Source organism: Achromobacter animicus (assembly GCF_902859585.1).
GTDB classification, from domain to species: domain Bacteria; phylum Pseudomonadota; class Gammaproteobacteria; order Burkholderiales; family Burkholderiaceae_B; genus Achromobacter; species Achromobacter animicus.
Genome location: NZ_CADIJM010000021.1, coordinates 27,891 through 53,582, shown reverse-complemented (window position 1 = coordinate 53,582; position 25,692 = coordinate 27,891). Strand labels below are relative to the sequence as shown.

Below are 25,692 nucleotides of genomic sequence, written 5' to 3'. Positions count from 1 at the left end.
GGGAACTCCCAAAGAAATGGCGCCTCGTTTACGCGCAGGCCAGCCGAGCGCTGGCTGCAAGCGCGACCGCGACCGTCGTCCGCACGTCTGCCAACGCACGGTGGGTCGGCTGCGAGGCGCCGACGTGCCGCGCCAGGATGTCGAGCTTGTGCGACGGCAACTCCGGCCACGCGCGGCGCGCCAATGCCAACGTGCAGTGCGTGGCGTTCGAAAAAGGCAGCCCCGTCTGGTCAGCGGCCGCGCTCAGGAAGCGCCGGTCGAACGAGGCGTTATGGAAGAACACCGGCAGATCCTCGACAAAATCCAGGAACGACGAGAAGGCCTGCGCGACGGGAATGCCGTCGCGATCGACTTCAGCCTGCGTAATGCCGGTAAGACGGGATATGAAGGAAGGGACACGGCCGCAAGTGCGAACGACCTGCGTGTATTCGTTGACGACCGCCCCGCCCTCGCCCACTCTGACCGCCGCAAATTCAAGAATTTCGCAGCTTGCGGTGGACAGGCCGGTCGTTTCCAGGTCGGCCACGATGAAGGGGCGGCCCAACGCTTCAAGCGCGTGCGTCAAGGCCGCTTGCGCACGCGCCGTGGGACGGGCCGGCGATGCGCTGGCCGCACGCGTGCGCCGATAGAAATACGTCACGCGCTTACTCCGCCGGATGCAGGGCGGCGAACCGGGCCGAACCGTCGGCAAGCTGCCCGAAGAACAGATCGGCCGGGCGCACCCACAGCCCGCGCGCGTGCGGCCAGAGGTGTTCGTACACCACCATGGACTCTTCGGTTTCGGAATGGCGGGCAGTGCCTATGTAGCGGTAAAGGCCACCCTTGTAGTGGCGGTGCGTGGCAAGCGCGAGGGCTTCGGATTCAGTCATGGACATCGGGCAAAAGGCATGGCCCGCGGCGGAAATTGCCCGCGCGGGCCACAGATGATCGGCAATGCCGTCTTTATAGCGCACTCGCGCGCAGATGCCCTGCCCGCTAGGCGGCGCGCAATCGTCTTGTGGGTTCGGCGTGGGTATCGGTGAGATCTTCGGTCACGCCGGCCAGCTTGTCCGATTGCGCCAGCGACACTTCAACGACCTGAGCCATGATTTCGGTCACGCGGCGAGACGACGCAACGATCCCCTCCATTGTGCCGCCGGCGGACTGGACCTGCACCGCGCCGCCTTCGACCTGCGCCACGGAGGTCGTGATGAGCGCCTTGATTTCCTTCGCGGCCGCCGCGCTGCTTTGCGCCAGATTGCGGACCTCTGAGGCCACGACCGCGAAGCCCCTGCCGTGCTCGCCGGCGCGCGCGGCCTCGACGGCCGCGTTCAACGCAAGGATGTTGGTCTGGAATGCAATGCCGTCCATGACCCCGATGATCTCGGAAATGCGGCGCGAACTGCCCGTGATGGCTTCCATGGTCGTCACCACGTCGCGCATCGTATCGCCGCCCGTTTCAGCGATGCGGCTGGCGTCCTGGGCGAGGCTGTTGGCCTGTCGCGCGCGTTCGGCGTTTTCGGTCAGGCCCTGGACGGCCACTTGCAGCGTCTGCGCGGCGGTAAAGCGCTTGGTGATGTCGGTAGCGAACTTCACCACCTTGAATGGCCGGCCCTGCGCGTCGAGAATGGGGTTGTAGCTGGCTTCGATCCAGACCTGGCGTCCGCCCTTGCCCAAGCGCATGTACTGGCCGGTGTCGTGCTCGCCATTGCGCAGCCGGCGCCAGAAATCCTTGTACGCCGTGCTTCGGGCTTCTTCGGGCGGGACAAAGAGGCTGTGATGCCGGCCCAGCACCTCGTCGGCGCGATACCCCACCGCACCGAGAAACAGGTCGTTGGCACGCAGGATGGTGCCGTCGAGATTGAACTCGATGATCGCCTGGACCTTGGAAATCGCCGCGAGCTGGCCTTCGGAATCTGCCTGGCGATTTTGCTGATCGGTGATGTCGGTGGCGTACTTGATCACCTTCACCGGCCGTCCGCGCTTGTCAAAGATGGGGTTGTACGACGCCTGCAGCCAGACGTCCGAGCCATCTTTGCGAATCCGCCGATAACGACCGGAATCATGTGCGCCCTGTCCCAGCCTTTCCCAAAAGGCTGCATATTGCGGCGACCCGCGTTCATCGGGATCGATGAACATGCGGTGGTGACGCCCCTGGATTTCTTCGAGCGAATAGCCCGTGGTGTCCAGGAAGTTCTGATTGGCCATCAGGATGTGGCCGTTCAGATCAAACTCAATGACCGCCTGGGATTTGTGAATGGCGTCGATCTGTCCCAGCAGGTCGTTTTTATCGGTACTGCGATATCCACGGATGAAGCGGCCAAGAGTATGCCAAAGCATGGAAACCTCCAGGGTGTGTTTGCCGGCGTGCCTGGTACACGTAATTCTTATGTATCTAATGGAAACTACTTAATCCCAGAAATTATCATGGCCCGATGTAATTCTGAATGTCCCTTTTTAAAAAGAATTCAAAGCGTCGTCACGACGCACACCCGGGAAATCCCGGATTCAAGCCGCGTCCAGCTCGCGATATTGGCGGAAAATGCCCTCGCCAAACGGCAAGCGCCGGCCGCTCGAAAAATAGGCCTGCAGTTCAGGCAAAGCGGTCACGCGCTCATGCAGGGCCAACACCTTTGGATAATGCGCAGCAACGGTCGCCATGCGTTTGGGAAACGCGAACAGCAAGCCATCGACCAGGTGATAAAGGGACAAGTCCACGTAGGTCCATTTGACGCCGCCCGCCAACCACGCCTGCGGCCCGTCCAGCAGCCGTTCGAAATACCCCAGGAACTTCGGAATACGCGCTTCGCGAAATACCTTGGCGCGGCGGGCGGCCTCTTCTTTCTGGTCTTCGTAATAATCGCTGGCGGAAATGGGATGATGGGTGTCGTGCGCTTCGGCCACCATGTCGGCAATGGTGAGTTGCAACTGGTTTACCCACAACCGGCCTTCAAGCGATTCGGGCGCCAGGCCATGCTTTTCGCCGAGGAAAAGCAGAATGTTGGCGGTCTGCCCCAACGTCATTTTTCCGGCCACCAGATAAGGCGGCGCAAAAGGCGGATGCTTGCGGGCCGATTGCATGTCGTCGATCAACGCGCTTTCGTCGGCGCCCGGATCGCGGGCGCGTTCCCGATACGGAATACCGCCCGCTTCCAGCGCCAGGCGCACGAATTCTCCCCGCCCGGGAATGCCATCCCAATACCAAAGGTCGTAGGTCATACGTTCTCCTTTCAGTTGGTGCAGCCTAACCTGCAGTCTGCAGTCGGAACAGCGCGTTAGCAAGGCGCATGCCGGGCGCCTTCAAGAAAAATGGCGCGCCAGCCGTAAGCAAGCGCGCCATTTTTACTGACCGGAAGTTCCCTACGCCTGCGCCGCGTCTTCGAGGATCATCTCCGCACCGCGCTCGGCCACCATCATGACGGCGGCCTGCGTGTTGCCGGAAACCATCTTCGGCATGACCGAGGCATCCACCACGCGCAGGCCTGTCAGCCCGTTGACACGCAGCCGCACGTCCGTGACGGCCGCGGCGTCCGTGCCCATGCGGCAGGTGCCGATGGGGTGGTAGATGGTCTGTCCGTTGCGCCGCGCAAAGTCCAGCCATTCGTCGTCGCTGTCCACCTGCACGCCGGGGCTGACCTCGGCCTCCACGTAGCGTTTGAGGGCGGGCTGGCTCACGATGCGGCGCGCCACCTGCATCCCGCCTACCAGGCTGTCGCGGTCGACCTGCGCGGACAGGAAGTTGGGCCGGATGGCAGGTCCGGCCAGCGGATCGGCCGACTTGATGTGAATGGACCCGACGGACTCGGGACGCAACTGCGCCACCCCGATCGTCATGCCGGGATGCCGGTCCAGGATGCGTTCGGCAGCGTTGGCGTAGCTGGCGTGCACGAAGAAAAACTGCACGTCGGGGGTGGGCAATCCGGGCGCGCTTTTCACGAAGCCGTGCACCAACCCTGTGCCCAGCGTCAGGATGCCTTTGCGGCTTATGTAGTAACGCGCCACCTGCTGCGCCAGCCGCCAGCCGCGCGACATTTCGTTCAAGGTGACCGTGTTCTTGACGCGCCAGTTCATGCGCGTGGCGAAGTGGTCGATGTAGTTTTCGCCCACCGCCGGCTGCGCGTGCACCACGCCGATACCGTGCGAGGCCAGCAAGGCTGCATTGCCCACTCCGGACAGTTCGAGCAATTGCGGGGATTGCACCGCCCCCATGCAGACCAGCGTTTCTCGGCGTGCGCGCACGACGTGTTCCTGCCCGTTCTGGCGGTAGACCACGCCGACGCAGCGCTTGCCTTCGAACATCAGACGCGTGACATGGGCGCCGCATTCGATACTGAGGTTGCGCCGTCCCGCGGCCGGTTTCAGGTAGCCGTCCACGACACTCCAGCGCCGGCCGTGGTGCTGGAGCACCTGGTAGTAGCCCACGCCTTCCTGATCGCCGCTGTTGTAGTCCGGATTGAAGGGTTGGCCGTCTTCGCGCGCAGCCTGCAGGAAGGCGTCCGACACCGGAAAGCGCTCGGCTACCTCTTCAAGGTGCATCGGGCCGTCCTTGCCGCGGGTCTCACCGCCCGGCGCGTAGTTCTCTATTTTGCGGTAGATGCGCTCGGCCACGTCGCGTCCCCAACCGGCAGCGCCCGCGGCCACCCAGCCGTCGTAATCCTGGGGCTGGCCGCGCACGTAGATCATGCCGTTGATCAGCGTGGACCCGCCCAATCCCTTGCCGCGGGGTACGGCGATAACGCGTCCGTGGACGTTGTCCTCGGGTTCGGTGGCAAAGCGCCAGTTGTATTGCGGATCGACCAGCAGCTTGGAAAAGCCCGCCGGAATGGGAATCCACATGCTGCGCGCCTCGTGGCCGGCCTCCAGCAGCAGCACGCGATACTTGCCGTCCGCGCTGAGGCGGTTGGCCAGGATGCAGCCGGCCGTTCCGCCGCCCGCGATGATGAAGTCGTAGTCGCCCATCGTTGTCTACCGAATGTGTGCAGCGCCGCCTAACGGGCGGGCGTCACGCCCAGCGTTTCCACCATCAGTTCGATCTGGCAGGCCAGCATCGGCGCGCCGTAATGAATCTTGCAGCCGCGCGCCTGCGCCGCCACGAGCAGCGCCGTGTCCTTGGGCTGCATGATGACCTCGCAAACCAGTTGCTCCGGCGTCAGGCGGCTGACGTCCAGCGGTAGCGGATCGCCCTCTTTCATGCCCAGCGACGTGCCGTTGACGACGAGGTCATGGCCGGCGGGGTCGGCATTGCCCACCGCGATCTGCGCGTCTGGATGCAGCGACAGGATGCGGGCCTTGAGGTCCTCGGCCTTGGCGGGCGTGCGGTTGGCGATGGTCAGGCGTGAGACGCCAGCCTGCACCAGCGCGAAGCCAATCGCATTGGCTGCGCCGCCCGCGCCCGCCAGGTAGACGCTCTTGCCCTCGGGGGCGACGCCGCAACTGCGCAGGCCACGCACGAAGCCCTCGCCGTCCAGCATGTGCGCCACGAGGCGCCCATCGGCCTCACGCCGCAACACATTGGCCGCGCCGATCTTGCGGGCGACGGGCGTGGCGTCGTCGGCCAGTTCCAGGATGGCGGTCTTGTGCGGCACCGTGACGATCACGCCGCCCAGGTTTTCCAGGCGGCGCAGGCCGTCGACCACGGCCGCCAGGTTGTCGGGCCGCGCGTGAAATGGCACGCAGACGCCATCGAAACCGATCTTGGCGAAGTGTTCGTTCATGCGCTGCGGCGTCTTCACATGGTGAATCGGGTCGGCCAGGATGCCGAACAGGCGCGTGTTGCCGCTGATTTCCTTCATGGATGTCTCCGGATCAATGCTGGATGAATTCTCGCGCGACGCCGGCAATGCCTTCGGCGTCTAGCTTGTAATGGGCGTACAGCGTGGTGGGCGGCGCAATGAGGCTGTATTCGTCATAGATGCCATGACGGCGCAACCGCGTGCCGGTGCCCGCGTCGGCCAGCACCTCGGCAACTGCCGATCCCAGGCCGCCCAGCACATTGTGCTCTTCGACCGTCATCATCAGGCGCGACTGCCCGGCAGCCTTCAGGATGGCGTCGCGGTCCAGCGGCTTGATCGTCGGCATGTCGATCACGCCAACCGACAGGCCCTCTTCGCGCAACTGGCGAGCCGCGGCCAGCGCACCGTGCAGCGTAATGCCGCAGGCGATCAGCGTCAGGTCGCTACCGGCTTCGTGGACGATGGCACGGCCGAATTCGAACTGCGTGTTGTCTTCGTAGACCTGCGGATCGCGCCCGCGGCCGATACGGAAATAGATGGGCTCGGGCCAGTCCGCGGACGCCTTGATGGCCGCCGCCAGTTGCGGGCCGTCCGCGGGAGACACCACCGTCAGGCCCGCCAGCGCGCGCATGGTGGAGATGTCTTCGGTGGCGTGGTGCGAGGTGCCGTAGAAACCCAGACTGATACCCGTGTGATGGCCGATCAGGCGAACCGGAAGGCGCGTGTAGGCGACGTCCATCCGGATCTGTTCGCAGCACAGCAACCCGAGGAACGACGCGAACGTGGCGACGAACGGCATCATGCCGGTCGTTGCCAGCCCGGCGGCCGCCGAAACCATGTTCTGCTCAGAGATGCCGAACTGCACGTAGCGGTCGGGATAGGCCTCGGCGAAGCGGTTCAGCCCGTTCGAATACTGCAGGTCGGCCGATCCGGCCACGACGGGATGCCCGGCCTTCACCAGCTCGATCAATCCGTCGGAAAGGTAGGACAGCCCGGGGTTCACCGCATTCAGGGCGCGGTACTGCCAGGAATCGGGAGAGAGTACTTGTGCCTGTGCCATTCAGATCTCGCGGGAGAGGATTTCTTCGACAGCGCTTTGCGCATCTTGCGGGGCCAGGTAGCCCAGGTGCCAGCCCGGTTCGGTTTCCATATAGGAGACACCCTTGCCCTTGATGGTCCGGGCGATCACGCATGCGGGCTTGGCGCGCGCATCATCGGCGCGCAGGCGGCGCAGCAGCGCAGTCAGTTCGGCAAGATTGTGACCATCGACTTCGTGGACCTCCCAGCCGAACGCCTGCCACTTTTCTTTCAGCGACTCCACCCCCATGACGTCGTCGACCTTGCCGTCGAGCTGATAGCCGTTGCGGTCGATGATGGCGATGAGGCGGGACAAGCGGTTGTGCGCGGCGAACAATGCGGCTTCCCACACCTGCCCTTCCTGCATTTCGCCGTCGCCCAGCATCACGAACACGTTGAAGTCCCGCTGGTTCATGCGGCCGCCGACGGCCATGCCAACGCCGTTGGACAGCGCATGACCGATGGAGCCCGAGCTGAAGTCGACGCCCGGCACCTTGCTCATGTCGGGGTGATCGCCGAGGGGGCTGCCCAACCGCGTGTAGCCGTCCAGCAGCGCGTGATCGATGAAGCCCAGATCGGCCAGCACGGGGAACAGGCCGACGGCGGCGTGGCCCTTGCCCATGAGGAAGCGGTCACGATCCGGCCACTGCGGCTCGCCCGGGCGCAGACGCATCACATCAAAATAAAGCGCCGCGAAGATCTCGGCGCACGAAAAGACGGAACTGTAGTGTCCGACCTTGGCGATTTCGATGAGGCGGATGGTCTCCAGCCTGATATGGCGGGCCTTTTCCCGCAGCATCGCGATTTCCCCTGCGGTAGGGGCCTCTTGATCCTTGCGCATCGCGCCTCCTCCTGTTGTATGGATATATGATATATAATATACCCATTGCGCTCGAATTGGCTACGCCGGGCTAGAATCGCTCCTGGATTCACCTGCACCCTCCATACAGCAAGCCAGAAACGCCATGCCCAGCCTCAAACCGGTCAAAAAAGAGAACCTTTCCGTCAGGGTCTACAACGAAATCCGTAATGCCCTGATCAACGGGCAATACGAACCTGGCGAGCGCCTGATCATCGGCGAGCTGGCGCAGGAAATGGGCGTGTCCATCACGCCGGTGCGCGAGGCCATCTTCCGGCTGATCAGTGAGCAAGGGCTCGAGATGCAGGCGGCCACCGCGGTCTACGTGCCGTACGTCAACTCGGAAAAGCTGCGGGAGATCCAGCAGATCCGCTTCCACCTTGAAGGCATGGGCGCCGCCGAGGCCGCGCAAAACATCACGCGCAAGCAGCTCGACAACCTGATCGCGTTGCAACGGGATTTCATCTCGTGCACGTCCACCGACCCCAAGCGCGCCAGCTACCTGAACCGCAAGTTCCACTTCGCCATCCTCGAAGCCAGCAACAAGCCCATCCTGCGCAACACCGTTGAGTCGTTCTGGGTCATCACCGGCCCCATCCTCAAGGTGTTTCACGTCAAGACTGCCGGCCTGGACTATTCCGAAAACGAGCATCGCCATGAGGCCGTCATCGAGGCCCTGGAAGCGCGTGATTCGGAAGCGGCGCGCAACGCCATCCAGGCCGATCTGGTCTGGGGCGGAAAGATCATGATCGACTGGCTGGTCGAACGGGAAAAAGAACTCGACTACCGCCCCCCAGGGGCTCGCAAATAGGGAGACGCCATGCTGAAGATTTTCGGAGCGCCCAGCCGCTACATCCAGGGATCGGGCGCCCTGGACGCGCTGGGGCAATACGCGGCGCTGTTCGGAAAGCGCGCCGCGCTGGTCATCGACAGCTATGTCCATGGCGTGTTGGGACCGAAAATCGAAGCGCTGTGCGCCCAGCATGGCGTAGTGCTTGCGCCGCTGATCGTCGAAGGCGACCTGACGCCTGAAGTCATCGACGGATTGCGGGCGCAGGCGTCGCCGGCGAACATCGACATGGTGATTGCGGTGGGCGGCGGCAAGTCGCTGGATGCCGGCAAAGCCGTGGCCAAGTCGTCGCACTGCCACCTGATCACCGTGCCCACCGTGGCGTCCAACGACGCGCCCACCAGCAAGAATTACGTGCTTTACGACGCACATCACAACCTCCTGGCCGTCGAGCACATGCTGTTCAATCCGACCATCGTGCTGGTCGACACCGCCATCATCGCGACCGCGCCGGTGCACTTCTTCCGGGCCGGGCTGGGCGATGCAATCTCCAAAAAGTTTGAAGCCGAACAATGCCAGCGCAACGGCGGCAAGAACATGTACGACGCGGCGCCGCTGCTCACGGCCCAGCTCATCGCCGACGGCTGCCTGCGCACGTTGCTGGCGGACGGCGCGGATGCCGTGGCCGTTGCCGGAACCGGCCAACCCACGCCCGCCTTCGAGCGCGTGGTGGAAGCGATGATCCTCATGAGCGGTCTGGGATTTGAAAGCGGTGGCTTGTCCATTGCCCACGCTCTGACGCGCGGGCTACCAAAGATCAACGGCGTCGCCACCGCGCTGCACGGCCTGCAGGTGGCGGTGGGCTTGCTGGTGCAGCTTGACCTGGAGAACCGCAACGACGGCATGCTGGCCGATCTGAAGCAGTGGTATGCCCAGGTCGGTCTGCCGGTCACGCTGCGCGAACTTGGCGCGGCCGGCGAGCCGTCCGATGCGGAACTGTCGCTGGCGGCGGACCTCAGCCTGAAAGCGCGCCATGCCGCCAACTTTGACCGTACGCTGGATGTGGCCACGCTGGCCGCCGCGCTGCGCCGTCACGCCTGACCCCACTGCAGAGCAAGGGCTGGCGGGTTTGATGCCCGCCGGCCGCCCTGCCCGCCCGCGGCATCAGAACGCGACGTTGTCCTTACCTTTCAATCCCAGCTTGGCCCGCGCTTCGTCCGGCGTGGCGACCTCCAGGTTCAGCGCCTCGAGGATGCCGCGGATGCGCTCCACCTGCACGCGATTGGATTCGGCCAGTTGCCCCGGTCCGATCCACAGCGAGTCTTCAAGGCCCACCCGCACGTTCGACCCCATCGCTGCGCCGATGGTTGCCAACGGCATCTGGTTGCGGCCGGCGCCCAGAATCGACCATTCGTAGTCGTTGCCAAAGAGGCGGTCCGCCGTGCGCTTCATGTGCATCAGGTCTTCCGGGTGCGGGCCGATGCCGCCCAGGATGCCGAACACCGATTGGATGAAGGGCGGCGACTTGACCAGGCCGCGGTCCACGAAATGCGCCAGGTTGTAGAGGTGGCTGATGTCATAGCACTCGAACTCAAAGCGCGTGCCGTTGGCGTTGCCAAGCGTCAGAATGGATTCGATGTCCTGGTAGGTGTTGCGGAAGATGAGCGAGCGGCTGTTCTCCAGATGCTCCCGCTCCCAGTCGTGCTTGAACTCGGAGAAGCGGTCCAGCATGGGAAAGAGGCCGAAGTTCATGGAGCCCATGTTCAGCGACGCCAGCTCCGGCTGGAACGTAGTGGCCGGCCGCATGCGTTCTTCCACCGTCATGTGCGGACTGCCGCCGGTGGTGATGTTGATGATGGCGTCGGTCTCGCGCTTGATGCGCTCAAGGAAAGGCTTGAACAGCGCCGGATCCTGCGAAGGCTTGCCCGTCTGCGGATCCCGCGCATGCAGGTGCAGGACGGCGGCGCCGGCCTTGGCCGCGCCGATGGCCGCCTCGGCGATCTCGTCGGCCGTGACCGGCAGGTGCGGCGACATGCTGGGCGTGTGGATGGCGCCCGTGACGGCGCAAGTGATGACGACTTTCTGTTTGGGCTTAGCCATTGTTGTCTCCGTGTTGTTTGTGACGCATGAGGCGCATCAGCTTTTCGTCGCGCCAGAAGCGGCGTGCGGCAAGGTCTTCCTCGGGCAGCAGGGCGCGCCGCTCCTCGGATAGTGCGTCGACCAGCGCGCCTTCCCAGGCCACGCAATCGCCCTGGCTTGCGCCAATGGACTGATAGAGTCCGCCATAGCGGCGGCAGTAATCCGCGATGCCGCCCGGCGCGTTCAGGTCGATGGTTTCAAACGGTCCCATGAAGGACCAGCGCAGACCCAGGCCGTCCTTGACGGTGGTGTCGATGTCTTCGGCGCTGGCGATGCCCTGGCTTGCCAGCCGGAAGGCTTCCTGCAGCAACGCGCCTTGCAGGCGGTTCAGGATGAAGCCTTCGATTTCGCGCCGCACCAGCACGGGCTTCTGGCCGATGCCAGTCATCACGTCGCGCGCGCCGGACAGCGCTTCGGGGCTGGTCCACGGCGCCGGGCACAGTTCGACGACCGGAATCAGGTACGGCGGATTGACCGGATGCGCCACGAGGCACCGGTGCCTGCCGGCGAGATGCTCGGTGAACTGGCTGGCCGGGATGCTGGACGTGGAGCTGCCTATGATGGCGTGGGGTTCGGCCAGCGCGTCCAGTTCGGAAAACAGCGCGCGCTTGATCTCGACGCTTTCCGGGGAATTCTCCTGGACGTAGCTGGCGCCCTGCAATGCCTCTTGCAAGCTGGCCGACACCTGCACGCGGTCGACGATGGCATCCGCGTTGTCGAGCAGGCCCTGTGTTTCCAGCACGCGAAGCTGTTGCAGGATGAGCGCACGCGCTTCGGCAAGCATCGCAGCGTTCACATCATGAAGCCGCACTTCCCAGCCCATGCGCGCGAACACGATGGCCCACCCTTGCCCGATCAGTCCCGTTCCAATGATGGCCGCGCGCCGCGGCATGTGGTCCGCGGCCATCAGTAGAGCTTCTGCGTGAAGCCGTCCACGACGATGGCCTGGCCTGTCACGCTGCGCGCCGCTTCGCTGGCGTTGAACAGGACCATGTTGGCGATGTCGCGGGCTGTGACCATGCGGCCGAGCACGGCCTGGTTTTCGTACTGCGCCGCGATCTCTTCGACCGGCCGGCCCAGCGTATCGGCCTTGGCGGCGATGACGGCGCGAATTCGCGGGCCTTCAACCGCGCCGGGCAGGATGGCGTTGACGCGAATGCCATGGCCGCCCAGTTCGATCGCGAGCGACTTGGTGAACCCGATGACCGCCCATTTGGAGGCGGAATACACCGACCGGCCCGCAAAGCCAAGATGCCCCGCCGCCGAAGAGAGATTGATCATCACGCCGGCCTTCGATTCCTTGAGCAGGGGAATGGCCTGACGCGCGCACAGGAACTGGCCGGTGATGTTGACGGCGAGCGTTCGGTCCCAATCCGCCTTGGAAAGCGTTTCGACGAAACCCGTGGGACCGGCCACACCCGCGTTGTTGATCAGAATGTCCAGGCCGCCGAGTGTTTGGCGAACGGCGGCGAACAGCTGTTCAACACCGGCTTCGTCGGATACGTCGGCCCGCGCCACCTGCACACCGGGCAGTTCCGTAGGCAACGCGGCCAGCCGTTCCTCGTTGACGTCGCACACGAACACGGTAGCGCCCGCGTGGTGAAAGACCTTGGCCATTTCCAGGCCCAGCCCATCGGCGCCGGCGGTGATGAGTACTTTCTTGCCGGTGAAATCCACTTCCTCGAACATGCGCTTGTCTCCTAGGATCGTTCTTATAAGTGCGGACCATCATATACGATATATGATAAAACCAGCTATCCTGTGATCCGTCTTGCGTGTGCCGCTTCATCCAAAAAGCGTCGTTCGCCTGACGGAATCAGCTGCGCATTTTCCTCGTATTTCGGCCGCTAAGGCGTTATTCATGCGGTTTCAGGGAATTCCCTGATTCGGCATGAAGCGACCGCCACTAGAATCCAAGGCGAGGGTTCCTCGCCCCGCCGGCACATATATCATATATAGCAAAAGACGGACGGAACGCAGATCCAGTCCGCATTCCATACCAACAAAGGAGCGTAGACAGTGTTCAAGTTCAACAAAATTGTTTTGGCGCTGGGTGTATGCAGCGCGCTGGCAAGCGGCACCGCAGCGGCCGACATGAAGGTAGGCGCGCTATTCCCGTTCAGCGGCGCGCTTGCGCTGCTTGGACAGGAAAGCTATCGCGGTCTGGAACTGGCCGTTAACGAGATCAACGCGGCCGGGGGGATCAACGGCGAGAAGATCGAAATCATCAAGGCCGACGCCGTCGATCCGACCCAGGCGGTGTCCGAGACCAAGCGCCTGATCTCGGCCAACGTGGTCGGGGTGTTCGGCAGCTATGCATCGGGCATTTCGTACGCGGCTTCGCCCGTGACGGAGCTGGCGGGCGTGCCCTACTTCGAACTGGGTGCCACCGCGCATAAGATCACCACGCGCAACTACAAGTACCTGTTCCGCAGCAACCCCAACACCGCGCTGTACGGCGTGTCGGTCGTGAACGCGTTGCATGACACCATCGCGCCGGGCATGGGCCTGAACCCGAAGGACATCAAGATCGGCATCATCCACGAAGACGGCCCGTATGGGACCGACGTGGCGGCCACCGAGAAGAAGCGCGCCCAGGAACTTGGCTACAACGTGGTGGAGGTTTTGCCGTATTCGGCCAAGACCGTCGACTTGTCGTCGCTGATCCTGCGCCTGAAGGGCGCGAAGACCGACGTGGTGCTGCAGACGGCCTACCAGAACGACGCCATCCTGTTCTTCAGCCAGGCGCGCGCGGCGGCTTTCAAGCCCAAGGTCGTGATCGGGGCGGGCGGCGGCTATTCGCTGGCCGACACCGCCAAGGCCGTGGGCGCCGACATGAACGGCGTGTTCGACCTGGACTTCCCGCAAGCGTCCATCAATCCGGCCGGCGCGCCAGGCCTGGACAAGTTCCTCGAAGCCTACAAGGCAACCTACAAGAGCGATCCGCAATCCGGCCACAGCCTGACCAACTACGTCGGCGCCAAGGCCTTCTTTGAAGCCATCGCCAACGCCAAGTCCACGGACAAGGACAAGATCCGCGCCGCGGTGCTGGCCTACAAGAAGCCCGCCGGCCAGACGGCCAACGGCTGGGGCTTCGACTTCGGCGAAGACGGGCAGAACAATGCCTCGACCTTCTACGTGATGCAGTGGCAAGACGGCAAGCTCGTCACCATCGGCCCGGAAAACCTCGCTCTCGGCAAGCCCATCTTCAAGAAATAAAGCGCGATGCCAGCGGCCGGGCGCCGGGGCCTTGCGCCCCCGGTGCGCGTCCGGTCTTACCCGGGGCCTGAGCGCCCCGCCCCTGGACGCTGCGGGACAGGGACGGGGCGCTTCCCGCACTTAGAGGTTGCACAATGGAATTATTCATTCAACTGGTCATCAACGGCCTGTTGCTGGGCGGCGCATACACGATCATCAGCCTGGGGCTGACGCTCATTTTCGGTGTCGTGCGCGTCGTGAACTTCGCGCATGGCGAGTTCCTGATGATCGGCATGTACATGGTCTATCTGATCGCGGCGCAGTTCGGCGTCCACCCCTACGCGGGTCTGATTCCGGTGGCCGTCATCCTGTTCGCGCTGGGCGCGCTGACGCAGAAGGGCATCATCCAGCCGCTGCTTCATGCGGATCAACACATCCAGATCTTCGCCACGGTGGGCGTGTCCACCATCCTCTTGAACCTGGCGCTGGTGATCTTTGGCGCAAACGTCTATCGCGCGCCGGTCGAATTGGGCACCAACGCCATCGAGTTCGGTCCGTTTTCGATGGTCACGGGACAAGTCGTCACGTTCATCATCGGCCTGACGCTGGCTGTGCTGCTGCACCTGTTCATGCACCGCACCTATCTGGGCCGCGCGTTGCGGGCTGTGGCACAGCACCGCTACGCCGCCACGCTGATGGGAGTGAACGTCAATAACGTCTACGCCATTGCTTTCGGGCTGGGCACCGCCTTTGTCGGCATCGCCGCGGGGTTGCTTGCGCCACAGTACCCGGTGTTCCCCACGGTGGGCACCTACTTCGTGCTGACCGCGTTCGTGATCGTGGTGCTGGGCGGGCTGGGCAGCCTGTATGGCGCCGTCGCAGGGTCCATGATCATCGGCATCGTCGACACGCTGGCGGGTTTCTACATCGCGCCCGACCTGAAAGAGGTCGTCTATTTCGGGATCTTCCTCTTGATCCTTGTCCTGAAGCCGAACGGTCTGTTCGGTGTCGGTACAGAGTGACCAGAACAACAAGGAGCAAGACGTGTTTCCCGACTTTCGACATCCCAAAGCCTACGTCAGCCTCATCCTGCTGATCACGATGTTCCTCGTGCCCGTCGTCATGGGCACGCCCTTCTGGACCAACCTCTTCGTCCTGCTGTTCGTGTTTTCCGCGCTGTCGGTCGCCTGGAACATCGTGGGCGGCTATGCCGGCCAGTTGTCCCTCGGCCATGCGGTGTTCTATGGCATCGGCGGCTACACGGCCACGCTGTTGACGCAGAACTTCGGCATCTCGCCGTGGATCGGCATGTTCGCGGGAGCCGCCATTTCCGCGGCCGTCGCCATCTTGATCAGCTATCCCACGCTACGCCTGCGCGGACCCTTCTTTGCGCTGGCGACCATCGCCATCCTGGAAGTGGTTCGCCTTCTGGTCATCCACGAGGAAAGCTGGACTGGCGGCTCCAGCGGCATCAGCCTGCCCTTGAACATCGGTTGGGCGTGGATCGTGTTCCGCGAGAAGATCAACTACGTCATCATCGCGTTCGGTCTGTTCGTGCTGGTGACGTGGGTCTCGTGGTACATCCGCAAGTCGCGCATCGGACACTACCTGATCGCGATCCGCGAACGCGAGGATGCCGCGCTGGCCGTGGGCATCCACACCGTGCGCGTGAAGATCATCGCCGCCGTGGTGTCCGCCGTGCTGACCAGCATCATCGGCACGTTCCACATCACCTACCTGACCTTCGTCGATCCCAGCTCCGCGTTCTCGCTGGAGCTGTCCATTCAGGTCGCGATGTTTGCGCTGATCGGCGGGTTGGGCACCGTTTCCGGCCCGATCGCGGGCACCTTCCTGGTGCTGCCCATCGCGGAACTGGCGCGCGGCTGGCTCAGCAGCGTCGGCAACGGCATGCACGGGTTGATTTACGGCCTGATCCTGGTCGCGGTGGTGCTAACCATTCCGCGTGGGCTGGCAGGTGCGTTCGGGCCGTTCATCGAGCGCATGCTGGCGCGCCTGCCCTACCTTGGCACGCCGCCGGCCAAGCTCAAGCTGGCCGACGAGATCCGCATCCGTAACGCCACCCGCAGCGAGCAGCCGGTCCTGAAGGCGGAGGGACTGTTCAAGAGCTTCGGCGGCCTGCGCGCCACGAACGACGTATCGCTGACGCTCAACCAGCACGAAATCCTGGGCATGATCGGGCCCAATGGCGCGGGCAAGACCACGGTGTTCAACCTGCTGTCGGGCTTTCTGTCGCCGGACAAGGGCGACATCACGATGCGCGACGAGCAAGGCAACTGGGTCACCTGCAAGACGCCCGACGCCTTCGCGCACAAGGGCCTGGGCCGCACGTTCCAGATCGCCAAACCGTTCACGGGACTGACGGTGTTGGAAAACATCATGCTGGGCGCGTTCATCCACACGTCGGACCGCGACGAGGCCGAGCAGATCGCCCTGAAGGTGGCCGAGCAGACCGACCTGGTGAAGTATCTGAACACCGAAGCGCGCAGCCTCACGGTGGGCGGCATGAAGCGTCTGGAAGTGGCGCGTGCGCTGGCGATCAAGCCGCGCATCCTGCTGCTGGATGAAGTGATGGCGGGCTTGAACCCCACGGACATCGAGAAATCCATCCAGATGATCCGTCGCATCCGCGATTCCGGCGTTTCGGTGCTGCTGATCGAACACATGATGCAGGCCACGATGGCGCTGTCCGACCGCATCATCGTCCTGAATGAAGGGGGCGTGCTGGTCAGCGGCGCCCCCAAGGACGTGGTCGAGAACCCGGCCGTCATCGAAGCCTATCTGGGCAAGGAGTATCAGGATGCTTAAGGTGTCGAATCTGACGTCGGGCTATGGCAAGAGCCAGGTGCTCAACGGCCTGAATTTCGAGGTGAACGCGGGCGAGATCGTCACGCTGATCGGCGCCAACGGCGCGGGCAAGACGACCACGCTCAAGACGCTGTGCGGCGTGATTGCCGCCACGCAGGGCAAGGTGGAGTTCGAAGGCCAGGACCTGACGAACCGCGAACCCTACGACATCGTGGACGCCGGGATCACCATGATTCCCGAAGGGCGACAGCTCTTCCCGCACTTCACCGTGCGGGACAACCTGCTCATGGGCTCGTACAAGCGCGCCGCGCGGCCGATCGTCGAACGCAAGCTCGACGAAGTGCTGCGCATCTTCCCGCGCGTGAAGGAGCGGCTGAGCCAGTACGCCGGGTCGCTGTCGGGCGGCGAGCAGCAGATGGTGGCGATTGCGCGCGGCATGATGGCGGACCCGAAGCTGCTGGTGTTCGACGAACCGTCGCTGGGGCTGTCGCCGCTGCTGGTGCAGCAGATGTTCGACATCATCCGCGACGTCACCTCGCACGGCGTGACGGTGCTTCTGGTGGAGCAGAACGTGTTCCGCACGCTGCGGCTGGCGGATCGCGGTTATGTGCTGGAAAACGGCGCGATCGTGCGCACGGGCACGGGCGCGGAACTGCTCAGCGACCCTCACGTCAAGAAGGCCTATCTGGGCCACTGAAATCCAAGGACGAACGTCTCATGTCTTTACGCTGCACATTCATCGACCATGGCAAGGGCGGCGCGCCCGACTGCATGCGCATCGCCGAACGCGACATGGAAGCGCCGACGCGCCGCCAGGTGCTGATCGAAGTAGCCTTCGCGGGCGTCAACCGCCCGGACGTGCTGCAACGCTCGGGTTCCTATCCTCCGCCCCCGGGCGCCTCGCCCTATCTGGGCCTGGAAGTGTCGGGCACCGTCGTGGCGGCCGGTCCCGAGGTGCAAGGCTTGAAGGCCGGCGACCAGGTCTGCGCGCTGACGCCGGGCGGCGGCTATGCCCAGTACTGCCTGGCCGACGAGCGCCATTGCCTGCCGGTGCCGCGCGGTCTGGATCTGCTGACGGCCGCGGCCATTCCCGAAAACTACTTCACCGTCTGGACCAACGTGTTCGACCGAGCACGCCTCACCGCAGGCGAAAAGTTTCTGGTCCACGGCGGCTCGAGCGGCATCGGCCTGACGGCAATCCAGCTCGCACGCGCATTCGGCGCGGAAGTCTGGACCACCGTCGGCAACGTAGAGAAAGCGGATGCCTGCCGGAAAGCCGGCGCGCACCATGCCGTGCAGTACCGCGACGCAGACTTCGAGGCCGCCGTGCGCGAGGGCACGGGCAACGTGGGCGTCGACGTGATCCTGGACATGGTGGGCGGCGCCTACATCAACAAGAACCTGCGGTTGCTGGCCCTGAACGGACGGCTGGTGCAGATTGCGTTCCTGGAGGGCAGCAAGGCCGAGATCGACGCCCTGCCCATCATGACCAAACGGCTGCAATTCACCGGATCCACGCTGCGCCCGAGGTCCGACGAGGACAAGGGCGCCATCGCGCAATCGCTTGTGCAGAAGGTGCTGCCGCTCATGGATCAGGGAAAGTGCCTGCCCCTGATCCACGAGGTCTTCCCGCTGGCCGAGGCCGCGCGCGCGCACGCATTGATGGAAAGCAGCAAGCACATCGGCAAGATCATGCTGCAGGTGCGGCCATGAACGCGCGCTTTACCGGCCAGACCATCATCGTCACGGGCGCGGTCGGCGGCATCGGCTCGGCCATCGTCGAGGCGTTTCTGGCCGAAGGCGGCCGCGTGGGTCTCGTCGACTTCAATGCGCAGGCCGGGCAAGCCTACGAGAAGGAACTCCAGAAGCGTGGCCATGACGTGTGTTTCGTGCCCACCGACGTCGCGCATTTCGACCAGTGCCAGGCCGCCTATGACCGCATCACGCGCGAGCTGGGCGCCGCCACTGTCCTGGTCAACAACGTCGGCATCTCGCCCAAGACGAACGGCCGCGCGCTGAAGGTATGGGAGATGCCGCCGGCGGAGTGGAACAACGTCGTCTCGGTGAACTTGAACGGCGTGTTCTACATGACGCATCTGGCCACGCCGCTCATGGTGCAAGCGCGACAGGGGCGCGTCATCAACATGTCGTCGGTGGCCGGCAAGGCATACTGCGATATCGTGGCGGCGCATTACGCGGCCACCAAAGCCGGGCTGATCGGGCTGACGCGGCACTGGGCAGCCGAGCTCGGCGAACATCAGGTGACCGTGAATGCGCTGGCGCCCGGCCGGATCAGCACACCGCTGCTGAAAAGCGTGCCGCAGGAAATCAACGACGCGGTGGCGGCGATGACTGCGCTGCGGCGCCTGGGCACGCCCGAGGAAGTGGCGGATGCCTGCCTGTTCTTCGCGTCCGATCAGGCCAGGTTCGTGACTGGGCAGGTGCTGGACGTGGCGGGCGGCTGGCTGATGACCTAGCCCGCGACACGCTCAGTCCTGCACGCCCAGCCGGTAAACCACCGTGTCCAGGCGGCTGACGCCCGCAGACTGGAACTTGGGTTCCTTATCAAGAATGTCGCGGCGGTCGATGATGACGGCGGGCGAAACGTCCGAGAAGATTGCCTGCACCTCGCTGTCGACCACGGAAAACGGCGGGCCTGCCATCTCTTCCTGCGGATAGTCCAAGGTGATGAGCAGGCCGCGATAGGACGGCGACAGCTGCCCGTAGACGTGACGCACGTAGCTTGCCCGCATCGCGTCCGGCAGCGCGACGAGCGCCGCGCGGTCAAACACGCCCACGCAATGCGACAGCACCTGCGCATCCATCTTGAAGATGTCTCCGCAGACGATCTCGATGTTGCCGGCCACGTAGTGCGTGCCGTATGCGGACTCGTGCTTGACCGGCCGCAATTCGTTTTCGGTGAAGAACTGCTCCACCGCAAGCTGCGAGAGCTCTGCGCCCAGCACCTGATGGCCCTGCGCGGCCAGCCACACCATGTCCAGCGACTTGCCGCAAAGCGGGACCAGCACCTTGCCGCCCTTGGGGACGTCAAGCGTCGGCCAGTACTTCTGCAAAAGCGGCGTGATCCGAGCCTGATGAAAATGCGTGCGCCCTTCGCGCCACCGTTCCAGCCAGAATTCCGCGTCCATGACTTGTCTGCTCCTCCTATGAATACGTGTCGCAACTGCCGGGATCAGCGTACCTTCAGCCGTTGCCGGGGCGCCTGATCGTTCGCAATACGCGCTCGGGCATTGTAGTGCTGGTCTGAAATGTCGGGCGCGGCCGCCCCGCCGGCGCTTCGTCCGCGATGGTTCCGGTATCGTATGGGCCCGACATGACGCCCGGCGGCCCTTCTCATGCTTGCAGCGCTTCGCATCCGTCTTCTCTCTCCGTTGCTTCTCGTCAGCGTTCTGATGGGCCAGCCAGCCCATGCCCAGGACGCGTCGCAGCTGGACGACGCTTATCTTGCAGAGCTGCGAGCGGAGAACGACGCGCTGCGTGCGCGCATCCAGCAGTGGCCCCCTGCCCTGCAGGCGCAGAACGCGCAGATCTCCGCGGCGCTGCGAGCCGGCGATCGCCAGGAGGCGCAGCGCATCGCCGAAGACATGGCGCGGCAGGCGCCCGCCGACGCCGACATCAGGCTGTTCCTGGGAAAGCTGCACGGTCAGCAAGGCAACATGGCGGCGGCGCTTGCGTTATTCGAGCAGTCCATCGCATTGAATCCCGACAACAGATGGGCGTACGTCAACAAGGCGGGCGCGCAGGCCGAGCGCGCGGACCTGCCCAACGCGCTGGCGACAACGCAGGTGCTGACTGCAAAGTTTCCTGGCTGGAGCATCGGCTACAACCTGCAGGCGTCGGTGCTGGATGCGTTGAACCGCCCGGAGGAAGCGCTGAGCGCCTTTGAGAAGGCCGTGCGCGCCAAGCCGGCCAGCGCGCTGATCCTGACGAATCTGGGCAACCTGCAACGCAGGCTTGGGCGTCTGGCGGACGCCCGCAACTCCTACGAGGCCGCGCTACGCCTGCAGCCCGGCTACGCCTTCACCGAAACCCAGTTGGCAACCCTGCCCCAATAGGGCCAATGCGCCCGGAGACCCCATGAACCGTCGTCCCCTGCTGCTGATGCTGGGCAGCCTGATTGCCGCGCCGCTGCGCGCTCTGGCCTCTCCCGCCCGCGATGCCATCGTCCGCAAGGTCTATGCGGCGCCGGACGCCAGCCTGTCCTACACCCCTCAGCACGCGGCCTTGGTGCGCCTGCTGCGGGTGCAATGGATGCCGGTCGAATCCGGCGCGCCCGGCATCGATTTCGAGCAACCGCTGCTTGGCGGCGCCGATACGCTTGCCACTGCCCGCGGTGCGCTGAAGACAACCGACGATGCGCTGGCCATCCGGCGGCTGGCCGAAGTCTGCCGCCTGGTCCCGCGCTATGTGCAATCCATCGGCAGGTTGCAACCCGGCCGTTACGCCGTGCCAGCCGAAATGCGCGAGGCCTTCGACTTTCCGGAAAGCGGCGTGGATGCGCAGGGCATGTTCAATCTACGCAAGGAGCATCTTGTCCTGCTGCGCGCCGCGGTCTGGCGCGAAGTGGACGATCAGGCGCTGGGCGCGGTTTTGCGCGAAGGGGATCGCTTCTGGCCCATGCCCTACGTCGACGGCAAGCGTCCGTATGGAAATTCCAGTTACTACCAGGTCGACATTGGCCGGCTGCTGGGCGAACCCTACGCGCTGGACGTCAAGGGGCACGCCATCACCGACCCGGTCAAGGACGCCCGCTTCGAACGTCTGCACTATGAAACGCTGGCGGCGCTCCAGGTTTTCCTGAGCCATTCCGCCGCGGTCAAATCCAAGCGGTAATGTCGGCGGGCCCCGCGCGGCCGGCCAGGCGCGGCCGGCTAAGCGCGGTGCATGAAGCTGCGGATATCGTCCAGGATCGGCACCGCGGCCAGCAGCATCAGCAGCAATGCCAGCGGCCAGGTCGACCCGAAGCCGAAGTTGAAAAACGAATACGCGCCCGTCACGCCGCCGACGAAGAACAAGGTCACCATCAGGCTCAGCACGACGAGCTTGCCGCGGTCGGCCAGCACCCGCGGCATTGACTGCGGGTCGCCCTTCGCGACGTTCCAGTAGAACAGCTTGCCAAGCTCGATGCCGATGTCGGTCACCATGCCCGTCACGTGCGTGGTGCGGATTTCGGACCGGGACACCTTGGTGATCATCGCGTTCTGCAGACCCATGATGTAGCAGAGCAGCATCACCGTGCCGGGCACGTAGAACCAGCGCAGCGTCTCAAGGTTGGCGCCCAGCAGGCCGAAGATCAGCAGCAGCACGGCCTCGAGCAGCAACGGCAGCGCGTACTCGCTGGCCAGCCGGGACCTGCGCCCGAAGTTGATCAGAAAGGCGGAGCTGGCCGCCCCCGCCATGAACGACACCAGGGCCGCCAGCCCTTGCAGCACCACGATCACCCCGCCAAGCGCCATGTGGTCGGCCATCATGGACACGATGCCGGACATGTGGGAGGTGTACTGCTGGACCGCCAGGAACCCGCCCGCGTTGACGGCGCCGGCGGTGAAGGTCAGCAGATAGGCAAGATGGCGATTGGCTTGCGGGCTACGGCTGACAGCGGTCAGCCGGCGCAAATACGGGATGGTCACGCCTGTCCTTTCAAAACAAGAACGTGTTCACTGCGATTCGGAATGACATTCTAGTCGCGGCGGCGGCGCGCCGATCAAGGCCTTGAAACCGGATAGTAAACGCCGCCGAGCGCGCCGTTCAGGCCGCAATACGGCCGGCTGGCTGCGTCGGCGGCCTCGGCCGGCGGGTTTTCGGACAGCACGAGACCGTATCCCTTGCGCGACAACGTCAGCGTCCAGCCGTCGGCGTCGACCGTCTCGATGACCACCGCATTGTTCTTGACCGCGCCCGCGCCGCGCACGTCGCACACCCAGCGGCCATTTTCCGGATGCGCCGCGGAGCCGTCGAATGCCAGGCTGCCATCCGGCTGCCGTTTGATCGAAATGCCACCGGCGAGGTTTTCCCAATCGCCTTCAAAGCCTTGACGGCGCTTGAGCACCAGCGACGACAGAAAGGCGTCGCGATACTTCAACCGGTCCGCCAGTTCCTTTTGGGGCGGGTCGTTGCCGGGCGGCGACGCGTAGGCCTCGTCCCGCACCTTGACGAACCACCGCTGGTCTTCCGTCAGCGCCTTGCCCGTCGCCGGATCGAAGGTCATTCTGGCCTTGCCGAAGTGTTTCGCGATGCTGGCGTCCTGTTCGGCCAACCCGCTATCGGCGCATATCGCCTTCTCGACCGCCGTCCGGGCCCTTGCGCAATCGAATGATGGCTTGCCGGTGGCCCAGGCCGCCGGACTGCACAGCACGATCAACAGCGCGAACCCGGCGGCAAGACGATTCACAGGACAAACTCCCGCAGATTCTCGACCCGCGCCGCCAGGCCGTCCGCGCCCAGATAGTGGCCCAGCTTGCCGGCGCGCACGCGCTTGAGGTCTTCCTGATAGCGGGTGGCCATCGAATCGCGGACCTGCGCGTACGCCTCGGCAATGCCCTCGCCGCAGGCCTGGGCAACGATACGCGCGGCATCGGGCGATCCGCACGCGACGCAGCGCGCGACACCCAGCGCGTCGGCGTCGGCGCCCCGCGCCAGCAGTGCGGCGACCAGCTCGGCAGGCGGCTCACGATCGAAGCGGTGAATGGCCGTGGGGCTGACCGGCGCGCCCGCGTCCAGCAGCGCCTGCGCCGCCGCATACGCATGCTGCATCAGCGCGACGTCCAGCGCCTGGGCGCTACCGCGCAGCGGCGCATCCAGGCGCACGCCCTGCGCCGACAGACGGCGCACAAGGGCCGCGTCATCCTGCGACAACGCGTGCTGCAAGGCCAGCGCGGCCAGGCCAGGCTTGGCGGCCAGCGTTCCGTCCTCGAGCGGGCCGCGCCAGTCGACCAGCGCCTGCCGGTAGAAGACCGCCACGCGGTCGGCCAGCGACTGCGGCATGCCGTGACCCGACACGCGCTCATCCAGATACTCCAGAACGCGCAGGCCGGGGCTGTCTTCGTCTTCCTCGGGGTCGGTTTCCAGGCACAGCGCGGCAAACGCGGCATGCAGGTCCGGCGCGATGGTCGCGATGCCGTCCTGCTGCAAGGCGTGCGTCCAGCCCGGCAGGCCCTGCTTCCACGCGACCACGCTGCCTGCTCGCGGCCCCGGTTCCACGGCGACGTAGATGCGGTCGCAGTATTCGAAACCGCCTATCGGCAGATAGCGCAGCTTCCCATTCCACGTCGCGCCATCCTCGGCGGCGGCTTCCTCGGCGCACTCCTGCTCGTGCTCGATCCACCCTTGCAGGTCGCGGTACTGGTCGCTGCCGTCGTAGAACAGCTCGGACCAGCTCAAGGCCTCTTCGTTGCCGTCCATCTGCGCGCGCAGATCGTAGGCCAGCTCGCCGCCGGCGGTCAGCCGCCACAGGTCGAGCAACGCCGGCGGCAGCGGGCCCTCGCACAGCGCCTCGATCTCGGCGATGCGGGCGTCGGACATCGGGGGTTGCACATCGATCAGCAGGCGGCCGGCAAACACCGCGATGCCGTGCTCACGCAACGCCAGCAGTTCGCCAGACGTGAAAAACTCGCTCATGTTGAAACTTCAAGGTTGGAGACCGGTGCGATTTTACTAGCGGGGGGTGAAGAATCCCCGCACTAAGATGGCCGACCGCCGTTGGTGTACGGAGTTTGCCCTTGGCCTTCAACACGAGAATGCATGACGCCTGGCTGGTGCGGACCGGCGCTGGCGCGCCGGTCCATCCATGAACGCGGTTCGCGTCAGGCGGCGCCGGCCTCGCGCAATTGCTGTCGCCGATATTCGCCCTGCCGCACATGCATCCAGCCCGGATACTCCGGCGGCAGCGCGCTGACCTTGTCCAGCGCGGCCAGTTCGTCCTGCGTCAACCGGATATCCGTGGCGGCCAGATTGTCTTCCAGCTGGTCCACGCGCTTGGCGCCGATGATGACGCTGGTGACGATCTGCTGGTGCAGCAGCCAGGCCAGCGCCACCTGCGCCACCGACACGCCGCGCGCGTCTGCGATCTGCCGCAGCGCATCAATGCTGTCGTAGGCGCGCTCCCGGTTCACGGGCGGGAAATCGAACGCGACGCGGCGGCTGCCCGCCTCGGCCTCGCCATCACGGCTGTACTTGCCGCTGAGCAGGCCGCCGGCCAGCGGACTCCACACCATCAACCCGACGCCCTCGCTCTGCAGCATGGGAACCAGTTCCCGCTCCAGATCGCGGCCGGCAATCGTGTAGTACGCCTGCAGCGACTCGAAGCGCGCCAACCCCAGGCGCTGCGCGATGCCGAGCGCTTTCATGATCTGCCACGCGGCCCAATTCGATACGCCGATGTAGCGCACGTGGCCATGTTGCACCAGCGTGTCCAGCGCCCGCATGGTTTCCTCGACCGGCGTGGCGGGGTCAAAGCCGTGGATCTGATACAGGTCGATATGGTCCAGCTGCAAGCGGGACAGGCTCTTCTTGACGCCATCCAGGATGTGTACGCGTGAATTGCCGCGGGCATTGACGCCCGCGCTCGTCTGCCCGAAGACCTTGGTGGCGATCACGACGTCCTCACGCGGGATCTTCAGATCGCGCAGCGCCTGGCCCGTGATGATTTCTGAGCGGCCTTCGGAGTACACATCCGCCGTGTCGATGAAATTGACGCCCGCGTCCAGCGCGCGGCCCACCAGCCGGTTGGCGTCTTCCTGTTGCAGGCTGCCGATCTTGCTCCAGAGCTCGCCTTCGCCGCCGAAGGTCATCGTGCCCAGGCAAAGCTCCGAGACGAACAGGCCCGTGCTGCCGAATTTCTTGTATCGCATGTGTGCTCCTTCAGGGGCGGGCGAGCGCGCCGGGCCCCGGAGTGGGACACCGCTGCGGCAGCCTGCCGGGGTGCGGACAGTATGCGTCCGGCGAGCCACGCGCACGCTGCTTGATCCTGCCCTTTTTTTGCCCGATTCTCCGGCCCGGCAGCCAATTCAACGCGACCCGTCGTTTTCTCCGGAATTCCTGCCTAATCCTCCGTTCCCCCATGCCGGCCGGCG

General features: G+C 64.6%; 25 protein-coding genes and 1 pseudogene. 10 read left to right on the top strand and 16 right to left on the bottom strand.

Annotation, left to right across the window (positions count from 1 at the left end; all coding sequences use genetic code 11):
• Positions 1 to 28 precede the first annotated feature (28 nt).
• From HV681_RS26110 to HV681_RS26075, 8 genes are all read right to left on the bottom strand, one after another.
• Entirely contained in the window at positions 29 to 640 is a 612-nt protein-coding gene (locus HV681_RS26110) for a 3'-5' exonuclease (RefSeq protein WP_175126011.1), read from the bottom strand.
• Between the two features lie 4 nt (positions 641 to 644).
• Positions 645 to 869, bottom strand: a complete 225-nt coding sequence (locus HV681_RS26105; RefSeq protein ID WP_056570982.1) for a DUF1653 domain-containing protein — start codon at positions 867 to 869, stop codon at positions 645 to 647.
• A 106-nt stretch (positions 870 to 975) separates the two neighbouring features.
• Entirely contained in the window at positions 976 to 2,319 is a 1,344-nt protein-coding gene (locus HV681_RS28070; RefSeq protein WP_175126010.1) for a methyl-accepting chemotaxis protein, read from the bottom strand.
• Positions 2,320 to 2,487: 168 nt separating this feature from the next.
• The gene (locus HV681_RS26095; RefSeq protein ID WP_175126009.1) at positions 2,488 to 3,198 is read right to left on the bottom strand and encodes a glutathione S-transferase; all 711 of its coding nucleotides are present in this window, start codon (positions 3,196 to 3,198) and stop codon (positions 2,488 to 2,490) included.
• A 141-nt stretch (positions 3,199 to 3,339) separates the two neighbouring features.
• Positions 3,340 to 4,938: a GMC family oxidoreductase gene (locus tag HV681_RS26090; RefSeq protein WP_175126008.1), complete on the bottom strand. Its 1,599-nt coding sequence runs from the start codon at positions 4,936 to 4,938 to the stop codon at positions 3,340 to 3,342.
• Positions 4,939 to 4,967: 29 nt separating this feature from the next.
• On the bottom strand, positions 4,968 to 5,771 hold the full coding sequence (locus HV681_RS26085; protein ID WP_175126007.1) for a shikimate dehydrogenase family protein: 804 nt from the start codon (positions 5,769 to 5,771) through the stop codon (positions 4,968 to 4,970).
• A gap of 13 nt (positions 5,772 to 5,784) precedes the next feature.
• Entirely contained in the window at positions 5,785 to 6,771 is a 987-nt protein-coding gene (locus HV681_RS26080; RefSeq protein ID WP_175126006.1) for a transketolase family protein, read from the bottom strand.
• Positions 6,772 to 7,629 (bottom strand): transketolase, encoded by an 858-nt coding sequence (locus HV681_RS26075; protein ID WP_175126005.1) that lies wholly within the window; start codon positions 7,627 to 7,629, stop codon positions 6,772 to 6,774. It lies immediately after the preceding gene.
• A gap of 124 nt (positions 7,630 to 7,753) precedes the next feature.
• Between HV681_RS26075 and HV681_RS26070 the strand changes: the two genes are divergently transcribed.
• Both HV681_RS26070 and HV681_RS26065 read left to right on the top strand, forming a co-directional pair.
• Entirely contained in the window at positions 7,754 to 8,458 is a 705-nt protein-coding gene (locus HV681_RS26070; protein WP_056570648.1) for a GntR family transcriptional regulator, read from the top strand.
• A 9-nt stretch (positions 8,459 to 8,467) separates the two neighbouring features.
• The gene (locus HV681_RS26065; RefSeq protein WP_175126004.1) at positions 8,468 to 9,538 is read left to right on the top strand and encodes a glycerol dehydrogenase; all 1,071 of its coding nucleotides are present in this window, start codon (positions 8,468 to 8,470) and stop codon (positions 9,536 to 9,538) included.
• Between the two features lie 63 nt (positions 9,539 to 9,601).
• Here the strand turns inward: HV681_RS26065 and kce are convergent, their stop codons facing one another.
• The 3 genes from kce to HV681_RS26050 are packed head-to-tail and all read right to left on the bottom strand — an operon-like array spanning position 9,602 to position 12,265.
• The gene (gene kce, locus HV681_RS26060) at positions 9,602 to 10,537 is read right to left on the bottom strand and encodes a 3,5-dioxohexanoate:acetyl-CoA acetone transferase (protein ID WP_056570653.1); all 936 of its coding nucleotides are present in this window, start codon (positions 10,535 to 10,537) and stop codon (positions 9,602 to 9,604) included.
• Complete coding sequence (locus HV681_RS26055; RefSeq protein WP_175126003.1) at positions 10,530 to 11,483, bottom strand: 3-hydroxyacyl-CoA dehydrogenase; 954 nt, start codon at positions 11,481 to 11,483, stop codon at positions 10,530 to 10,532. Before HV681_RS26055 ends, kce begins: the two co-directional genes overlap by 8 nt.
• Entirely contained in the window at positions 11,483 to 12,265 is a 783-nt protein-coding gene (locus HV681_RS26050) for an SDR family oxidoreductase (RefSeq protein WP_175126002.1), read from the bottom strand. The genes HV681_RS26055 and HV681_RS26050 overlap by 1 nt, the downstream gene beginning before the upstream one ends.
• Before the next feature lie 330 nt (positions 12,266 to 12,595).
• Here HV681_RS26050 and HV681_RS26045 point away from each other — a divergent pair, with 330 nt between their 5' ends.
• The 6 genes from HV681_RS26045 to HV681_RS26020 all read left to right on the top strand — a co-directional run bounded on the left by HV681_RS26045 (position 12,596) and on the right by HV681_RS26020 (position 19,077).
• Positions 12,596 to 13,795 carry an ABC transporter substrate-binding protein gene (locus HV681_RS26045; protein ID WP_175126001.1) on the top strand — a complete coding sequence of 400 codons (1,200 nt, stop codon included), beginning with the start codon at positions 12,596 to 12,598 and terminating at the stop codon, positions 13,793 to 13,795.
• Between the two features lie 134 nt (positions 13,796 to 13,929).
• Positions 13,930 to 14,796 (top strand): branched-chain amino acid ABC transporter permease, encoded by an 867-nt coding sequence (locus HV681_RS26040; protein WP_175126000.1) that lies wholly within the window; start codon positions 13,930 to 13,932, stop codon positions 14,794 to 14,796.
• A 22-nt stretch (positions 14,797 to 14,818) separates the two neighbouring features.
• Entirely contained in the window at positions 14,819 to 16,600 is a 1,782-nt protein-coding gene (locus tag HV681_RS26035) for a branched-chain amino acid ABC transporter ATP-binding protein/permease (RefSeq protein ID WP_175125999.1), read from the top strand.
• Positions 16,593 to 17,297: an ABC transporter ATP-binding protein gene (locus tag HV681_RS26030; protein WP_056570664.1), complete on the top strand. Its 705-nt coding sequence runs from the start codon at positions 16,593 to 16,595 to the stop codon at positions 17,295 to 17,297. Before HV681_RS26035 ends, HV681_RS26030 begins: the two co-directional genes overlap by 8 nt.
• A gap of 20 nt (positions 17,298 to 17,317) precedes the next feature.
• On the top strand, positions 17,318 to 18,313 hold the full coding sequence (locus tag HV681_RS26025; RefSeq protein ID WP_175125998.1) for an NAD(P)H-quinone oxidoreductase: 996 nt from the start codon (positions 17,318 to 17,320) through the stop codon (positions 18,311 to 18,313).
• Positions 18,310 to 19,077 carry an SDR family oxidoreductase gene (locus HV681_RS26020; protein WP_175125997.1) on the top strand — a complete coding sequence of 256 codons (768 nt, stop codon included), beginning with the start codon at positions 18,310 to 18,312 and terminating at the stop codon, positions 19,075 to 19,077. The genes HV681_RS26025 and HV681_RS26020 overlap by 4 nt, the downstream gene beginning before the upstream one ends.
• 12 nt (positions 19,078 to 19,089) lie before the next feature.
• On the opposite strand, the gene HV681_RS26015 is transcribed toward HV681_RS26020, so the two are convergent.
• On the bottom strand, positions 19,090 to 19,749 hold the full coding sequence (locus tag HV681_RS26015) for a thiopurine S-methyltransferase (protein ID WP_175125996.1): 660 nt from the start codon (positions 19,747 to 19,749) through the stop codon (positions 19,090 to 19,092).
• A gap of 207 nt (positions 19,750 to 19,956) precedes the next feature.
• Here HV681_RS26015 and HV681_RS26010 point away from each other — a divergent pair, with 207 nt between their 5' ends.
• Together HV681_RS26010 and HV681_RS26005 are read left to right on the top strand one after the other, a co-directional pair.
• On the top strand, positions 19,957 to 20,676 hold the full coding sequence (locus HV681_RS26010) for a tetratricopeptide repeat protein (RefSeq protein WP_175125995.1): 720 nt from the start codon (positions 19,957 to 19,959) through the stop codon (positions 20,674 to 20,676).
• A 22-nt stretch (positions 20,677 to 20,698) separates the two neighbouring features.
• Positions 20,699 to 21,454 (top strand): hypothetical protein, encoded by a 756-nt coding sequence (locus HV681_RS26005; protein ID WP_175125994.1) that lies wholly within the window; start codon positions 20,699 to 20,701, stop codon positions 21,452 to 21,454.
• Positions 21,455 to 21,498: 44 nt separating this feature from the next.
• Here the strand turns inward: HV681_RS26005 and HV681_RS26000 are convergent.
• From HV681_RS26000 to HV681_RS25985, 4 genes and pseudogenes are all read right to left on the bottom strand, one after another.
• Positions 21,499 to 22,251 (bottom strand): annotated as a pseudogene (locus tag HV681_RS26000) (YoaK family protein); the annotation flags it as partial.
• A 74-nt stretch (positions 22,252 to 22,325) separates the two neighbouring features.
• Positions 22,326 to 23,012 carry a lysozyme inhibitor LprI family protein gene (locus tag HV681_RS25995; protein WP_175125992.1) on the bottom strand — a complete coding sequence of 229 codons (687 nt, stop codon included), beginning with the start codon at positions 23,010 to 23,012 and terminating at the stop codon, positions 22,326 to 22,328.
• Positions 23,009 to 24,238, bottom strand: a complete 1,230-nt coding sequence (locus HV681_RS25990; RefSeq protein WP_175125991.1) for an SMI1/KNR4 family protein — start codon at positions 24,236 to 24,238, stop codon at positions 23,009 to 23,011. Before HV681_RS25990 ends, HV681_RS25995 begins: the two co-directional genes overlap by 4 nt.
• Positions 24,239 to 24,423: 185 nt before the next feature.
• Positions 24,424 to 25,470, bottom strand: a complete 1,047-nt coding sequence (locus tag HV681_RS25985) for an aldo/keto reductase (protein WP_175125990.1) — start codon at positions 25,468 to 25,470, stop codon at positions 24,424 to 24,426.
• Positions 25,471 to 25,692 lie beyond the last annotated feature (222 nt).

Coding starts and splice junctions, on each gene's coding strand:
- HV681_RS26005 (WP_175125994.1), top strand. CDS start 20,699: ATGAACCGTCGTCCCCTGCTGCTGATGCTGGGCAGCCTGATTGCCGCG.
- kce (WP_056570653.1), bottom strand. CDS start 10,537: ATGGCTAAGCCCAAACAGAAAGTCGTCATCACTTGCGCCGTCACGGGC.
- HV681_RS26070 (WP_056570648.1), top strand. CDS start 7,754: ATGCCCAGCCTCAAACCGGTCAAAAAAGAGAACCTTTCCGTCAGGGTC.
- HV681_RS26040 (WP_175126000.1), top strand. CDS start 13,930: ATGGAATTATTCATTCAACTGGTCATCAACGGCCTGTTGCTGGGCGGC.
- HV681_RS26080 (WP_175126006.1), bottom strand. CDS start 6,771: ATGGCACAGGCACAAGTACTCTCTCCCGATTCCTGGCAGTACCGCGCC.
- HV681_RS26010 (WP_175125995.1), top strand. CDS start 19,957: ATGCTTGCAGCGCTTCGCATCCGTCTTCTCTCTCCGTTGCTTCTCGTC.
- HV681_RS26025 (WP_175125998.1), top strand. CDS start 17,318: ATGTCTTTACGCTGCACATTCATCGACCATGGCAAGGGCGGCGCGCCC.
- HV681_RS26090 (WP_175126008.1), bottom strand. CDS start 4,938: ATGGGCGACTACGACTTCATCATCGCGGGCGGCGGAACGGCCGGCTGC.
- HV681_RS25985 (WP_175125990.1), bottom strand. CDS start 25,470: ATGCGATACAAGAAATTCGGCAGCACGGGCCTGTTCGTCTCGGAGCTT.
- HV681_RS26015 (WP_175125996.1), bottom strand. CDS start 19,749: ATGGACGCGGAATTCTGGCTGGAACGGTGGCGCGAAGGGCGCACGCAT.
- HV681_RS26055 (WP_175126003.1), bottom strand. CDS start 11,483: ATGGCCGCGGACCACATGCCGCGGCGCGCGGCCATCATTGGAACGGGA.
- HV681_RS28070 (WP_175126010.1), bottom strand. CDS start 2,319: ATGCTTTGGCATACTCTTGGCCGCTTCATCCGTGGATATCGCAGTACC.
- HV681_RS25990 (WP_175125991.1), bottom strand. CDS start 24,238: ATGAGCGAGTTTTTCACGTCTGGCGAACTGCTGGCGTTGCGTGAGCAC.
- HV681_RS26105 (WP_056570982.1), bottom strand. CDS start 869: ATGACTGAATCCGAAGCCCTCGCGCTTGCCACGCACCGCCACTACAAG.
- HV681_RS26095 (WP_175126009.1), bottom strand. CDS start 3,198: ATGACCTACGACCTTTGGTATTGGGATGGCATTCCCGGGCGGGGAGAA.
- HV681_RS26075 (WP_175126005.1), bottom strand. CDS start 7,629: ATGCGCAAGGATCAAGAGGCCCCTACCGCAGGGGAAATCGCGATGCTG.
- HV681_RS26020 (WP_175125997.1), top strand. CDS start 18,310: ATGAACGCGCGCTTTACCGGCCAGACCATCATCGTCACGGGCGCGGTC.
- HV681_RS26065 (WP_175126004.1), top strand. CDS start 8,468: ATGCTGAAGATTTTCGGAGCGCCCAGCCGCTACATCCAGGGATCGGGC.
- HV681_RS26085 (WP_175126007.1), bottom strand. CDS start 5,771: ATGAAGGAAATCAGCGGCAACACGCGCCTGTTCGGCATCCTGGCCGAC.
- HV681_RS26050 (WP_175126002.1), bottom strand. CDS start 12,265: ATGTTCGAGGAAGTGGATTTCACCGGCAAGAAAGTACTCATCACCGCC.
- HV681_RS26030 (WP_056570664.1), top strand. CDS start 16,593: ATGCTTAAGGTGTCGAATCTGACGTCGGGCTATGGCAAGAGCCAGGTG.